At 68.0% G+C, this 13,200-nt stretch carries 14 protein-coding genes; 6 read left to right on the forward strand and 8 right to left on the reverse strand.

What is annotated here, in order from left to right; genetic code table 11:
* Positions 1–150 precede the first annotated feature (150 nt).
* Positions 151–2,187 (reverse strand): Na+/H+ antiporter NhaA, encoded by a 2,037-nt coding sequence (gene nhaA / locus ABZ664_RS26180; protein WP_362515241.1) that lies wholly within the window; start codon positions 2,185–2,187, stop codon positions 151–153.
* Positions 2,188–2,424: 237 nt separating this feature from the next.
* On the opposite strand from nhaA, the gene ABZ664_RS26185 reads away from it, so the two are divergent.
* Positions 2,425–2,760: a metalloregulator ArsR/SmtB family transcription factor gene (locus ABZ664_RS26185; protein ID WP_350942677.1), complete on the forward strand. Its 336-nt coding sequence runs from the start codon at positions 2,425–2,427 to the stop codon at positions 2,758–2,760.
* On the forward strand, positions 2,757–3,227 hold the full coding sequence (locus tag ABZ664_RS26190; RefSeq protein WP_362515244.1) for an SRPBCC domain-containing protein: 471 nt from the start codon (positions 2,757–2,759) through the stop codon (positions 3,225–3,227). The genes ABZ664_RS26185 and ABZ664_RS26190 overlap by 4 nt, the downstream gene beginning before the upstream one ends.
* Before the next feature lie 308 nt (positions 3,228–3,535).
* Here ABZ664_RS26190 and ABZ664_RS26195 read toward each other — a convergent pair whose 3' ends face one another.
* Both ABZ664_RS26195 and ABZ664_RS26200 read right to left on the reverse strand, forming a co-directional pair.
* On the reverse strand, positions 3,536–3,781 hold the full coding sequence (locus ABZ664_RS26195; protein WP_362515249.1) for a hypothetical protein: 246 nt from the start codon (positions 3,779–3,781) through the stop codon (positions 3,536–3,538).
* On the reverse strand, positions 3,778–4,320 hold the full coding sequence (locus ABZ664_RS26200; protein WP_362515251.1) for a CGNR zinc finger domain-containing protein: 543 nt from the start codon (positions 4,318–4,320) through the stop codon (positions 3,778–3,780). Before ABZ664_RS26200 ends, ABZ664_RS26195 begins: the two co-directional genes overlap by 4 nt.
* Before the next feature lie 25 nt (positions 4,321–4,345).
* Between ABZ664_RS26200 and ABZ664_RS26205 the strand changes: the two genes are divergently transcribed.
* The gene (locus tag ABZ664_RS26205) at positions 4,346–4,501 is read left to right on the forward strand and encodes a hypothetical protein (RefSeq protein ID WP_362515252.1); all 156 of its coding nucleotides are present in this window, start codon (positions 4,346–4,348) and stop codon (positions 4,499–4,501) included.
* 67 nt (positions 4,502–4,568) lie between these two features.
* On the opposite strand, the gene ABZ664_RS26210 is transcribed toward ABZ664_RS26205, so the two are convergent.
* On the reverse strand, positions 4,569–5,363 hold the full coding sequence (locus tag ABZ664_RS26210; RefSeq protein ID WP_362515253.1) for a DUF2306 domain-containing protein: 795 nt from the start codon (positions 5,361–5,363) through the stop codon (positions 4,569–4,571).
* Positions 5,364–6,053: 690 nt separating this feature from the next.
* Here ABZ664_RS26210 and ABZ664_RS26215 point away from each other — a divergent pair.
* On the forward strand, positions 6,054–7,073 hold the full coding sequence (locus ABZ664_RS26215) for a TNT domain-containing protein (RefSeq protein WP_362515256.1): 1,020 nt from the start codon (positions 6,054–6,056) through the stop codon (positions 7,071–7,073).
* A 132-nt stretch (positions 7,074–7,205) separates the two neighbouring features.
* On the opposite strand, the gene ABZ664_RS26220 is transcribed toward ABZ664_RS26215, so the two are convergent.
* Positions 7,206–7,412, reverse strand: coding sequence for a hypothetical protein (locus ABZ664_RS26220; protein WP_362515259.1), 207 nt, complete (start codon positions 7,410–7,412; stop codon positions 7,206–7,208).
* 30 nt (positions 7,413–7,442) lie between these two features.
* The gene (locus ABZ664_RS26225; RefSeq protein WP_362515262.1) at positions 7,443–8,201 is read right to left on the reverse strand and encodes a L,D-transpeptidase family protein; all 759 of its coding nucleotides are present in this window, start codon (positions 8,199–8,201) and stop codon (positions 7,443–7,445) included.
* Between the two features lie 90 nt (positions 8,202–8,291).
* Here ABZ664_RS26225 and ABZ664_RS26230 point away from each other — a divergent pair, with 90 nt between their 5' ends.
* Complete coding sequence (locus ABZ664_RS26230; protein WP_362515264.1) at positions 8,292–8,978, forward strand: response regulator transcription factor; 687 nt, start codon at positions 8,292–8,294, stop codon at positions 8,976–8,978.
* Positions 8,975–10,750: an ATP-binding protein gene (locus tag ABZ664_RS26235; protein ID WP_362515267.1), complete on the forward strand. Its 1,776-nt coding sequence runs from the start codon at positions 8,975–8,977 to the stop codon at positions 10,748–10,750. Before ABZ664_RS26230 ends, ABZ664_RS26235 begins: the two co-directional genes overlap by 4 nt.
* Before the next feature lie 857 nt (positions 10,751–11,607).
* Here the strand turns inward: ABZ664_RS26235 and ABZ664_RS26240 are convergent.
* Both ABZ664_RS26240 and msrA read right to left on the reverse strand, forming a co-directional pair.
* Positions 11,608–12,078 (reverse strand): hypothetical protein, encoded by a 471-nt coding sequence (locus ABZ664_RS26240; protein ID WP_362515271.1) that lies wholly within the window; start codon positions 12,076–12,078, stop codon positions 11,608–11,610.
* Between the two features lie 302 nt (positions 12,079–12,380).
* A complete protein-coding gene (gene msrA / locus ABZ664_RS26245; protein WP_362515273.1) occupies positions 12,381–13,070 on the reverse strand; it encodes a peptide-methionine (S)-S-oxide reductase MsrA in 690 nt (229 codons plus the stop codon).
* Positions 13,071–13,200: the final 130 nt, after the last annotated feature.

Genomic DNA, 13,200 nt, shown 5'->3' on the forward strand with positions numbered 1-13,200 from the left:
GTACGGATGACCGCTTCCTTGAGTGTCGCCCGTGGTCAGCGTGTCCGGCGTCGGGCCCGCGGCCCGCGGCACGCGGCACGCGGCACGCGGCACGCGGCACGCGGCACGCGGCACGGGCGAGGCTCACACGAGAGGTTCCCTCTCGTGCCGTCAGGTCGTCTCCGGGCGATCAGGAGACCGGTCAGCCTCCCGCGCGGGGGCGTCGGCCGAGCCCGGTACGGCCTCCGCACCGGGCTCGGCCGCCTCCGGTGCGGAGGCCGTACCGAGTGAGCCCGGTGCGGTGGGCGCGAGGGTCTCGACCGCCTCCGGTAGGGCGGGCGCGACGTCCCGGCGCGACTTCTCCAGCGCGCGGATGAGGGACTGCGCGTCGTAGGGGCCGACGTGCCGACGGCCGTTGACGAAGAGCGTCGGCACCGCCGTGATGCCCATCGCCTCGGCGTCCAGCATGTCGTCGCGGACCCTGCCGGTGACCTCCGGTGCCGTGAGGTCCCGCTCGAACTTCTCCACGTCGAGTCCGAGGTCGCGCGCGAGGCGGATGATGTCGGACGGCCGCTGGTTCTCCTGGTCCGCGAACAGGCCGCGCTCGAACTCGAAGAACCTGCCCTGAAGCGCCGCGGCCTCGGCTGCCTCGGCGCCCGCGAGGGCGTTCGGGTGATACTGCGTGAGTGGCGCGTGCCGCCAGACGTATCGGAGTTCGTCGCCGAGGACCTCGTGCACCTCCAGGATGGAACCGGAGGCCTTGAGGCAGAAGCCACACTGGAAGTCGCCGTACTCGACGATGGTGTAGGGCGCGTCCACCGGTCCGAAGACGTGGTCCCGCTTCGGATCGACCGGGCGGGCGAGCGCCGCCTCGGAGTCGGGTCCCGGGCGCAGGGCGTCGGAGACACGGAAGATCACCGTCGCGATGAGGAGGGCGATGACGGATGCCGCGAGCACCCCGACTCGCGCCTCGTTCTGTGCCGCCGGGTCGTCGATCGCGAGGTCGACGATGAACAGCGAGATCGTGAAGCCGATACCGCACAGCGCGGCCCCGCCCGCGACGCGGTCGAGCGTCAGCCCGGGTCCGAGCTCTCCAAGTCGCAGGACGCGAAGGATCGCGGTGGAGCCGAAGACGCCGACGAACTTGCCCGCCACGAGACCGGCCACAATGCCCCAGGTCAGGGGTGATCGAAGCGCCGCGGCGAGGTTTTCCTGGCTGATCTCGACGCCGGCGTTCGCCAACGCGAACAGGGGCAGGATGACGTAGGCGACGTACGGGGCGTACGCCGACTGGAGCCGTTCGTTGATCGAGATCGACTCCCGCAGGCTGTTCGCCGCCGCGCGGGCGTACGCGGTGTTCGGTGACTGGCGGAACACACGCGCGAGGTCGAGAGCGTGCTCGACGTCCCGTCGATCGGGTCGGTAGACCGGTACGAGAAGGGCGATGGCGACGCCCGCCAGGGTGGGGTGCACGCCTGAGGCGAGGAACGCCAGCCAGACGATGATCGCCAGCGTGCCGTACACGGGACCGCGCCCGCCGCGCAGGTACCGGGTGAAGTAGACGCCCGCGAGCCCGGCCGCCGCGACGATCAGCGGGAGGGGGTCGAGGTTCTCGGTGTACATGATCGCGATGATGCTGAGCGCGCCGATGTCGTCGACCACCGCGAGGGCGAGGAGGAAGACCCTCAGCCTGCCCGGTATCCGCGGGCCGATCAGAGCGAGGGCGCCCACCAGGAACGCGGTATCGGTCGAGATCACGACGCCCCACGCGTACTCGTGCCCCGACCCCCCGGCGATCAGCACGAACAGCAACGCGGGGATCGCGAGCCCCGCGACGGCCGCGGCCACCGGCACGACCGCCCGGGACCAGCTGGTGAGCTCACCGATCGCGAACTCGCGGCGCACTTCGAGCCCGACGGTGAAGAAGAAGATCGCCATGAACGCGTCGTTCACGAGCGCGTGCAGGGTGAAGTCGAGATGAAGATCGCCGACACCGATGGTGAGGTGCGTGTCCCAGAAGGCGTCGTGTGAGCCGGGAGAGGCGTTCGCCCAGATGATCGCGGCGAAGGTCGCGAGCAGCAGGAGCAACGCCCCGATCCGGTTTTGGCCCAACGCACGAACGCGCTCGGCGATCGAACGCGAGGTGACCGAGTGCGCGTCGACCTGCTCAGGATTCGGTGATTGCCGAGTGGTCGTCGAGTTCGCCATACGTCAGGTCCTCGGAACCTCGTGGGGGCACGGCAGGGGACACAGCATCCGCTGAAAAGCCGTCAGTATATGGCGAAGGCCCGCAACCTCGTAGAGGGACGCGATGTCCACCGAAAACCGTCAGCACGTGACGACGGCACGCGACCACGTGGCGACGCGGTAACCGGCCAGGGGGCGAGCGGGAGCACTCCAGACCAATCATTGAACCACATGGTTCAATGAGCTATAGTGAACCATATGGTTCAGCAAGAGGTCCTTGACCGCACGTTCGCGGCCCTCGCAGATGCCACGCGACGACAGATCCTCATCCGGCTCGGCCAGGGGCCCGCCACGATCGGCGAACTGGCCGCACCGTTCGACATGTCGCTCACCGGCATGAAGAAGCACGTGCACGTCCTGGAGAACGCCGGGCTGGTCACCACGGAGAAGGTCGGACGATCGCGGCAGTGTCGCCTCGGCACCGAACGACTGGAGGACGCCATGTCCTGGATCAGGTTCTACCAGCGGCTCTGGGAACGTCGGCTCGACGGCCTCGACGCCTACTTCACCCTCACGAAGGAAGACGACCAATGACCCAGAACATCGAGACCGATCGGCTCCACCTGAGCCGTGTCCTGCCCGCGAAGCCGGAAGAGGTCTTCGACGCCTACACCGACGCCGAGAAGCAGAAGATCTGGTTCAACATCCTCAACGAGAAACCCGGCATCGTCGAGATCGACGTCGACCTGCGCGTCGGAGGCCGGCAGACCGCGGTGTGGGGGCCTGACCCCGAAACCCTGTTTCGAGAGACGCAGACCTTCCTGGTCATCGACCGCCCGCATCGTCTGGTCACCGAATCCGTCGGCTCCAGCCCGGACGGCATGACCATGACCACCACGATCGAGATCACGTTCGAGGAGCACGAGGACGGAACGCTTTTCACCGTGACGCAGACCGGATTCCCGACGCCCGAGATGCGCGACTTCTTCGTGGGAGAGGTCCTGCCGGGAGCACTCGACCGGATCGAGACGTACCTGCGCGGCGTGCAGACGCGGCCCTGAAGGAGAGCGCGAAGATCCAGGATCCGGCTCAACCCGCGGGTCCACGCCTCGCCAGAGGTCGGGCCGACCGTAGACCTCGATGTCCGGTCGGCCTGGGCCTCGATCGGTGTCATCGCGCTGACGACGACCCGAAAGTCGTTGTCCCGGGCTTCCCGCGCGATCGCGGTCACTCTCCGATCGGCCTCGCACCACCTGACGAGACCCACGCAGTGGGCCGCCTGGCTTGACGTTGGGGCCGCCGGCAGCGCGGCGGCACCTTCGGCGCCTCACTCAGAGCCGCACGGCCGAAAGGATGTACAGGTTCACGGTCACCGGTCACGCAGGTACCGCCAGCCCAGCGCCCCGTACCAGGTCATGATCGGCAGGTGGAGAGCGTACCCGAGTTGTTCCAGCGCCGCCGTCGGCCCGTCGGTCCCGGTCGTCCACGGAAGCGCGACCGCGGCCAAACCTGAGATCGCGGCGATCACACCGGCGATACGGAGCCAGGTCGGCATCGGGACACCGGCCGCCGCGGCGGCGGTGGCGGCGACCCACAGCAGCCCGCAGAGGTTCACTGCCGATCCACCGCAGAAGGAGGAGCGTGCCTGGCCCGGTGCCGCCGCACCGCGTCGCGGTTGGCGCAGCGCGGCGAGCAGTAGCGTTGCCGGCCGCTCCGCGAGACGTCCGCGTAGACCAGCCCACAGCCGTCGCGTGCGCAGCGCGCCAGCCGTGACATGCCGCGCCCCGTCAGATGCAGGGCGGTGCCCACCGCGACCAGTGCGCGCAGTACGCCGCCGAGCGACAGGCCCGTGTCGCGATAGTGCAGGTGCCAGCCGGTTCCGGCGTGGTCGGTGACGCGGGGATACGCCGCCGAGGTGGCCAGCAGGTCGTTGAGCAGCGCGACCCGTGCGCGCTCGTCGCGGGTGTCGACGATCTCGCACCACCGCTCGGACAGGTTGAGCGCGGCGGCCAGGTCGGCCTCCTCCGGGGAGCGGTCGATGACGAGGCCGGCGTCCGCGCACCGTTTCACCAGGTCGTCGAGGGAGGCGGGCGGGAAGTTGACCAGGTCCGCCATCAGCAGGACCGCGTCCGCTCCGTAAGGGTTGAGATGCACAATGCCATTACAGCACGCTGGATCCATGAACGACCACGACGGACATGACTGGCACACCCGCTCCCACCACCGCACCAGCGAAGGGCTGGTGCGCTACCAGGCCTGCCACTGCGGTACCTGGCGGGTGCTGTGCGAGGCCCTCGACCCGCCCGCCACGACGGTGGTGGCGTGGAGCGCCTAGCGGCGCGCCCCATCCGACCGGGCGCGCCGCCGACATGGATCATGGAGGCCGGACGCCGCTGTCGCCTTCACCGGTCGGCGAGGCCGCCCACGGAGGTACGGCCCGCAGAGACGCGACTCCGACCGACCGGCCGCCTGCGAATGAACCATTCGGCCACGGCGAGGTTGATCACCCAGCCTGCGGCCACGAGTAGTGCTCTGGGGAACTCGTCGGGCGTCCCGAAAATCAGGAACCACGGCAGGTGGGTCAGCGCCTGCGTGCCCGCACCCAGGCCGATCGCATAACCGCGCATCATCCAGGCGCGGTGCCGGGCGATGTCCCTCCGCCGGATCGCGGTGAAGCCGAGAACGATGGCCACGACCATCGCGGAGCCGAACACGAGCCGGATGCCGGCGAGAAGATCACCGTCACCGACGGGGCGGGGATAGAACAGGTTCATCCACAGACCGGAAAGCGCCGCGACGAGGCCGCAGAGAACCAGGACCCGCCCGGCGATGCGGTGCCAGCCCGGTCTACGGCCACGGAAACGGGGGGCGAACTGGAAAGCTCCCAGGATGCTGTACACGCTGACGCTGAAAATGTGCAGCACCACCGGCAGAGGTGCCGCGAAGAACCGCGCGTTTCCCGGCGTGATCTCCGCGCCGACCGTCAACTCGGTCAGGCGGACGGCTCCGGCGATCATCGGAACGGCACTGAGCGCGATCAGCGCGGTGGGCAGGAGCCAGCCCGGCCGCCGGGAGGCTGTGGCGACGTTGTGGCCACGAACAGCGAAGGTCTCCGCCGTGTTCCGGTCATTCGTCGACCGGCTGCTTCGCGGTGACTGCGCGGACGGGGGTCGTCCCGTCGAGCTCTCATCGGTCATGATCCGATCGTGACGGCCGGCACCCCGGACGCTCATCGGCAGGACGGTCCGATCCGAACCGGCCGATCATCCATCGGCGAGCCGTACTTTCGGCTCACGTCGAGCTCCCCGCGGCCCGGAAACCGCTCACTCCCATGACCTTTGCCCGGCACTCGCCGAACGAAGATGACGGCGACCGGACGTGGCCGCCTCGGGCGCTCCGAGTCTGCCGGCCACCGCGATCACAGAGGTGTCGGCGACACCCGGCGAAAGGTCTGCGTACACCTCCGCCCATTTTCCCCACATTATCATGACGAGATCCGCAAATAGCGCACATAGCTAACTCAACACGCAAGAGCTCGCATATTCCGACATTTGTCATATGGCGAGACAACGCTTTCCCGTCGCATTTTTTGCCCTTCCCTTATGGCTTCGACAATGCAATCCGCGCGACATCGGGAATGTAGGAATCGATCACTGATCCAACGTGTACGACCACACCTGTACCGACGTGCCCGAATTTGGATGACCCTCTCGCTTTTGGAGCCGAGGCATCTGGTTCTTCTGCGCGCATCGCAGGTCGGCGTGTCATCGAATCGCCTGTGGTCGGTCAATTCTCGTCCGTCTGCCTTTAACACCAGCAGGGAAGTCATGCCACATTACCGACGGAGCGTCGTACTGGCCACCGCGATATGCGCGATGGTCTGCGCCATGAGCGATACGGCCGCGCGTGCCGACAGCCCCGCCCAGCGGAAAACCCCACTGATCACCTTGGCGGATCTCCAACCCGCACCGCCGTCTGCCGAGAGAGCGGCTCATGACCAGAGCCCGCAGAACGGGGCGCAGGTCTGCGGACCGCCGTACGTGACCGGAGACCCGGACCTCGGACCGACACTCCTGCCACGGACCGGCTATCTCGGCGCACTCCTGCGCGGCTACGTGCCACTGGGCGGTCTCACCCCCCAGCACTTCCTCTCGCGCTACTGGAACTACACCGTGAACGACTATCGCTACCCGCCCAACTCCGGATTCGCCAACTCCGGCGACTACCCCAACGGCAGGCCGCTGGTCAAGACGACGTTTTTGCAGATCGGCATGAAACTCGACCGTTTCGGCGGCTACGGAGGCTCGTTCTTTGCGCCGATGGGAGACCTGTTCACCAGGCGCGCGCTGCCACCGCGAAATCTGAACACCAACCCGCTGGATCCCACGCACCTGTGCAACTATCACGTGTTCAAGGTGCTCAAGTCGTTCCGCGTCGACGTGGGCCCGGTCTCCCTCGCGTTCCAGATGCCGGGCTGGGGCACGCAGTATCACGTGCTCAGCAAGTACATTCCCGACGCCCCGCAGACGAGCGATGAGGTTCCGGTGAGCTGGCTGCTGCAGAACGGATACCTGGAGGAGCTTCCACCGCCCATCCTGCCTCCCCCTCCCCCGCCTCACCGAATCACCGTAGGAATGACGGTGCCCGAGGACGCCGACCAGGACGAGCCGACAGAAAGAGCCGACGCCGGAAAACCTCTCTGTTCACCGTCGGTGAGGGCGAAGCGGTCTGCCGCCGGGCGGTGCTTCGCCTCGGCGGGACGCGAAGGCCTCGGCCCCGACACACGTCACGCCTCTCCCTCTCGCGGTCGGGCCGTCAACCGGCCGCCGACAGCCGCCGACCAGCGGATATCCGCGGCGGGAAGGCCGGCTGATCGCCCGCGGCCGCACCGGTCGTCGCGTCTCTGAGGAGCGGAGTCCTGCTCCTGCCCGCGATGGCCTGGTCGCCGACGCGACCGCGGGCAGGAGAGGACCGTCATGAGCCCGCAGGCGCCAAGAAACGTCGCCGCGGGCCCCGGAAACCGCGGCGATGCTCCATGATCAGCCGGTGTAGGCCGGCCTGACGACGACGGCCTCTCTCGGGACCGGCCTCGGCTCCTCGACCGCGGGCCGGCGCTCGGCCGGGGCCGGGGAGGGTGAGGCGGACGGCTCCCTGGGATCGGCCGCGGCCGTACCGGAAAAGCCCGCGAGACCCGCGGCCAGGGCCAGCGCCGCGCTGAAGCCGATGAGCGTGGCTTTGATCTTCATATGGATTCCCCTGTTCATTCGAGTCGGGCCTCAGCCCTTGATGACGACCGGAGTACCGATCGCCAGGTTCTTCGCCATCCACCTGATGTCGTCGTCGCCGACCCGGACGCAGCCATGGCTGGCTCGTGTGCCGATGGCGGACTGCTTGTTCGTCCCGTGAACCGCCAGCTGGCCCGGGCCTCCGGCGAAGCTCTTCAGCACGGGCGAGAAGCCGCTCAGCCCGAAGGCGTAGGCGCCGTAGGCCCCGCCGTCGTCGACGGGTTTCACCAGCTCGGTGAAGAAGTAGCGGCCCGGAGGCGTCGGCGTTCCCGCCTCGCCCGTCGCGACCTTGCCCGTCCTGACGGCCCGGTCGCCGTCGTAGACCGTGAACCTGAACGCCCCGCGATCGATCTCCACCCGGTGGGAGGTCTCCGCGAGCGTCACGTCGGTGGCCCTGATCCAGCCCTTGCTGCCGTTCGGCCGAATCGGCAGCAGCACCTGGAGCCACTCACCCTCGTCACGGTCCACCAGGAAGACCCGCGTCGCGCCGTAGTCGTTGGGGCTCGTGATCGTCCGCTGGACCACCCCCTCCTTGTTCCGGTAGACCGTGATCCGAGCCCCCTTGACGCTCGCGATCTTCGATCCGACGCCGCTCGCCGACTCCGGCCGCGCGCCACCGCTCGGAGACTCCGGCCGCGCGCCACCGCTCGGAGGCTCATGCCCTACGGCGCCGCGCGCGTCGGCCGCACAGCCGGTCAGCAGGAGGACGAGTGTCACCGCGGCGGCCGTACCGAGCAGGTTGGTTCTCACCCGCCACAGCCTCGCGACAGAATGTGTGAAACCTGTTTGGTTGTCATGCAGATCCCATATGCACCCCTGGCATGCGCATAACCTCAGGTCATGTGCGCGTACGTACTGGTCGCCGAGGACGATCCCAAGCAGGCCGAACTGCTCAGGCGGTATCTGGAGCGGGAGGGCCACGAGGTCCTCGTCGTGCACGACGGGCGTTCCGCGATCGACGAGGCCCGGCGGGCGGATCCCGGCCTCGTGGTGCTCGACGTGATGATGCCGAAGGTCGACGGGCTGGACGTCTGCCGGGTGCTACGTGCCGAGTCCGACCTGCCGATCCTGATGCTGACCGCCAGGTCCACCGAGGACGACCTGTTGCTGGGGCTCGACCTCGGCGCCGACGACTACGTGGCCAAGCCGTACAGCCCCCGTGAACTGATGGCCCGCGTGCGGACGCTGCTGCGCCGTACCGGCAAGTCCCAGGACGCCGACCGGCGGCTGTTCCAGGCGGGCGATCTCGTCGTGGACCCGATCAGGCACACCGTCACCGCGGCGGGCACGCCGGTGGAGTGTACGCTCGCGGAGTTCCGGATCATCGAGACGCTGGCCGCCGAGCCGGAACGGGTGTTCACCAGGAAGCAACTGCTGGAGCGTGTCCACGGCTTCGACAGGTTCATCACCGAACGCACGGTCGACGTGCACGTGATGAACCTGCGCAGGAAGATCGAGCCTGATCCGCGCCGCCCGGTCCGGTTGCTGACCGTGTACGGCGTCGGCTACAAGCTGACCCACACATGAGGTCGCTGTTCGTCAGGCTGCTCACGAGTTCGGCCGTCGTGGCGGTCTGCTCGATCAGCGCGACGGCGTGGCTGGCCGCGAGCAGCACCTCCGGCGCCATCCAGCGCGAGCAGGGGCAGACACTGGCCAGCGACGCCCAGATCAACAACAACCTCCTCGGCTACGCCTCCAGCCATCCGGACTGGTCGGGCGTCGCCGTCACCGTACGTGATCTCGCCGCCCGTCACAGCCGTCGCATCGCGTTGACCACCGAGAAGGGCGTCCTCATCGCGGACTCGGCGACCCCCGGGACCCCACTGCCCTCCAGGGTGTCGGCCGTCGTCGACCCGCTGGCCGTGGACGTGACCCTGGTGCCTGGGGCGGCCAGGGACCGGATCGATCCACGCGCGGTGGGTCCTTTCCTGCTGCCCGCCTCCGAGCGCGCCCGGCTGGTCAAGGCCGTCGACACCTACGCCATCTGTGCGGGCCGTGTCAGACAGACCGTACAGATGACCGTCTCGAACACCGGCCGGCCCGTCGTGACGACGACCGCCATGGAAGCCGACCAGGAGCCGCGCCCGATGCCGCGCGAGGCCGCCATGCTGAGGGACGTCTGCGACGCCACCATCTTCAGCACGCCGACGCGCACCGAGAAGGCCGCGTTGAAACAGCTCAACCACCTGGTCGGCAGGTGCCTCAAAGGAAAGAGCAAGGAACGGGGCTCGGTCGGCCTCGACTTCGCCTGGGTTTCCAAGGAGAGGCGACCTCCTGGCGCGGAACCCGATCAGACGATCTCGTCCTGCATCGTCACCGCCCGCAAGGAGCAACTCGATCCCTACGTCGCCCCCGCGGCCTACCTGTACATCGGCTCCCCCGCCGAGGCCGCCGGCCAGCGCTTCCCGCTCCCCTCGATCGCCGGCGCCGCCCTCCTCGTGCTCGTGCTGACCGTGGGCGTGAGCGTCATGGCGGCCCGGCGCCTGGTCATGCCCGTCAACGCGCTCACCCACGCCGCGCGACGGATGCGTGACGGGGACAGCTCCGCCCGCGTCACCGTCAGGACGACCGGCGAGATCAACGAGCTCGCCACGGCGTTCAACGAGATGTCGGAACACCTTCAGCGCATGGAGGAGCAGCGCAAGGCCATGGTCAGCGACGTCTCCCACGAGCTGCGGACCCCGCTGAGCAACCTCAGGGGGTGGCTGGAGGCGGCCCAGGACGGCGTCGCCGAGCTCGACCCGGCGCTGATCGCCTCGCTGGTCGAGGAGATCCTGCTGTTGCAGCACATCGTCGACGACCTTCAGGAGCTCGCCCTCGCCGACGCGGGCAAACTCCGTCTGCACGTCGAACCCGTTCACCTCGGCGACCTTCTCGACCAGGTGGCCACCGCTCACCGAAGCCGGGCAGAGGCCGCGGGGCTCACCCTGACCACCGCCGTCATCGGCGACCCCTCGCTGACCGCGGATCCGGTACGACTCCGTCAGGCCGTCGGCAACCTGGTCACCAACTCCCTGCGCTACACGCCACGCGGCGGGCACATCACGCTGTGCGCCCGCCAGGACGGCGACCGGGTCGTCATCGAGGTGACCGACACGGGGGTCGGGATCCGCGCCGAGTATCTCCCCCACGTCTTCGACAGGTTCTGGCGGGCCGAGAAGTCCCGCAACCGGCGGACCGGGGGCAGCGGACTCGGGCTCGCCATCGTGCGCAACCTGGCCGAGGCGCACGGCGGCACGGCCACGGCCACCAGCGTGCCAGGCGTTCGCACGACGTTCACCCTGCGCCTTCCTTCATAGCGAGACCCGAAGCGAGCGGGCGACCACTCCTGGCGCGACTCGGCCTCATCGAGGTGGACGAGACGCAGGGTATGTGTACGCACCTCTTTCAGCCATCGGTGTCTTTCGAGGAGCAATGGCGAGGCCGCGCGGACGGACCCGGCTCACGACCAGGAACGCGGCGGAAGCCGGGCGCGAGCCGTACCGGTGAAGTCGGCGCCACTCCTCGGTCGGGACCAGGCCCGTATGGCAGGCGGGCCACTCGGACGGGCGGGCCACTCGGACGGGTCACCTGGCTTGACGTTGGTGCCGTCGATGCCGCAGCGGCCGTTCTGGGTCATGAACAGGTGCTGCCGGCCGCACCCGGATGGAGTACGGCCGGTGAAATCCAGGTCAGGCCTAGCCGGAGGTCAGGCCGACGGGGTAGCTCACGCCGGTGCCGCCGATGCCGCAGTGATCACCGAGGCTCGGGAGGCTAACCGCGGTCCGGACAAGAGATCACCTGGTTGGGTCCCGCCTCCGGTTTCAGCCGTCGGTGTCTTTTGGGTGACGAGGTGAGGCGTAGACGACCCAGACAGTGCGAGTGGTGTCATCGATGGCATAGCGGACACGCCCGCCACTGGTGACCTCGAACTCCCATTGCTCCAGGTCCTGGCCGTTATGACGGTGAGTCGCGAGGTCACCGCGTAGGCGATGTTGACGCTCATGATCTGCCCGTGAGCGTGGATCGGCTCGCAGTGCCTCGAAACATCGGCGTGTGTTGCCCAGGGCGTGACGGCACAACTCCTCCCACCCCTTGACCGCATCACCGGTACCGAACCGGATATCCCATTCGTCCTCCGAAGGCGGGACCGTGACCCGGTCGCCACGCTTCGGACTCATGCTGAAACCTCTACCGGCCCGAAGTCGCCACTTGTGGCTTTGCGAGCCTGGGCGTAGTGCACGGGGTCGGCCTTGATCCGAGCGGTCGCCCGCCAGCCCGCGATGACCTCCTGTGTGGTGACATCGACATCGAGTTCCGCGGCGTCGGAGAGCGCCTCCACCAGTTCGAGCGTGAAGGCACGCAGTTCGGCGGAGGTGAGGTGGCGGACCCAGGGGAAGACCTCGGGCATGGCGATGACCAGCGTGCGGGCGGTCGGATCGTGCTTGATGAGCGCGAGGAACAGACGGGATGCCGTAGCCAGCGTCTGCCCGCGCTGATCCTCACGGTCGGCGGCGATCAGGTAGAAGTCCGGGGCATCGCGGTGGGTGACGCGTACCCGACCGAGGCGTGCGGCGCGTTCGGCGACGGCTCGGGGGTTTCTCGACAGGTCCGAGAAGGTGACGGCGTCGGCGTTGATGGTGCTCACCCTGCCATCGTAAGTCAGAACACATTCTGAAGTTGGTGAACCAGGGAAGGGGCCTCGCACGGTCGCCTGGCAGTAAGCAGGCCAGATCGAGCGGCCAAATGACTCTCAGCGCGAAAAACAGGCATGAATCGCGCAGCAGCCCTTAGAAGGTCGCCCTGAATCAGTTCCCAGCTCGATGAAGGAGCAACGGCGAAGCCGCGCAGACGGACACGGCTCACGACCAGGAAGGCAGAGGCGAGCCCCGCAGGCGGGTACGGTCTGCCCCCAGAAGCCCGGCGCGAGCCGTACCGGTGAAGTCGGTGCTACTCCTCGGTCGGAACCAGGCCCGTCTGGCAGGCGCCCCACTCAGATGGGTCACCTAGCTTGACGTTGGTGCCGCCGATGCCGCAGTAGCCGTTCGGGTTCTTGTAGAGGTACTGCTGGTGATACTCCTCGGCAAGGTAGTAGGCACCCGCCGGGGCGATCTCGGTGGTGATGGGGCCGTAGCCCGACTCGGTGAGCACCTGCTGGTAGGCGTCACGCGAGGTGAGAGCCGACTTCTCCTGCTCGGGGGAGTTGAAGTAGATCGCCGAGCGATACTGCGTGCCGACGTCGTTGCCCTGGCGCATGCCCTGGGTGGGGTTGTGCGCCTCCCAGAAGACGCGCAGCAGCTCCTCGTACGACACCTTGGAGGGGTCGAAGACGACGCGGACGAGCTCGGTGTGACCGGTCTGGCCGCTGCAGACCTCCTCGTACGTGGGGTTCTGGGTGTAGCCACCCGCGTATCCGACCGAGGTGGAGATCACGCCCGGGGTCTGCCAGAAGATGCGCTCGGCGCCCCAGAAACAGCCGAGGCCGAAGTCTGCGATCTCGCTTCCCTCGGGGTACGGCGGGGCGAGCGGAGAGTCGAGGACAGCGTGGCGGCCGGGCGCCATGATCGGTGTGGGGCGGCCCGGGAGCGCGTTCTCCGGGGACACCATCGTCGTCTTGTCCTTGCCGAACAACCAGCCCATTGTGAACCTCCTCCTGACACGTTCTCACCAGGAGGCAACCATGGGCCGCCCCTCCGTGTTCCCGTAAGGATCTCTTAACAGAGAGAAAAGCACTACTAAATTGTGTTAAATAAAGTAAGGGGCGAAGATG

Source organism: Streptosporangium sp. NPDC006930 (assembly GCF_040635605.1).
Taxonomy (GTDB): domain Bacteria; phylum Actinomycetota; class Actinomycetes; order Streptosporangiales; family Streptosporangiaceae; genus Streptosporangium.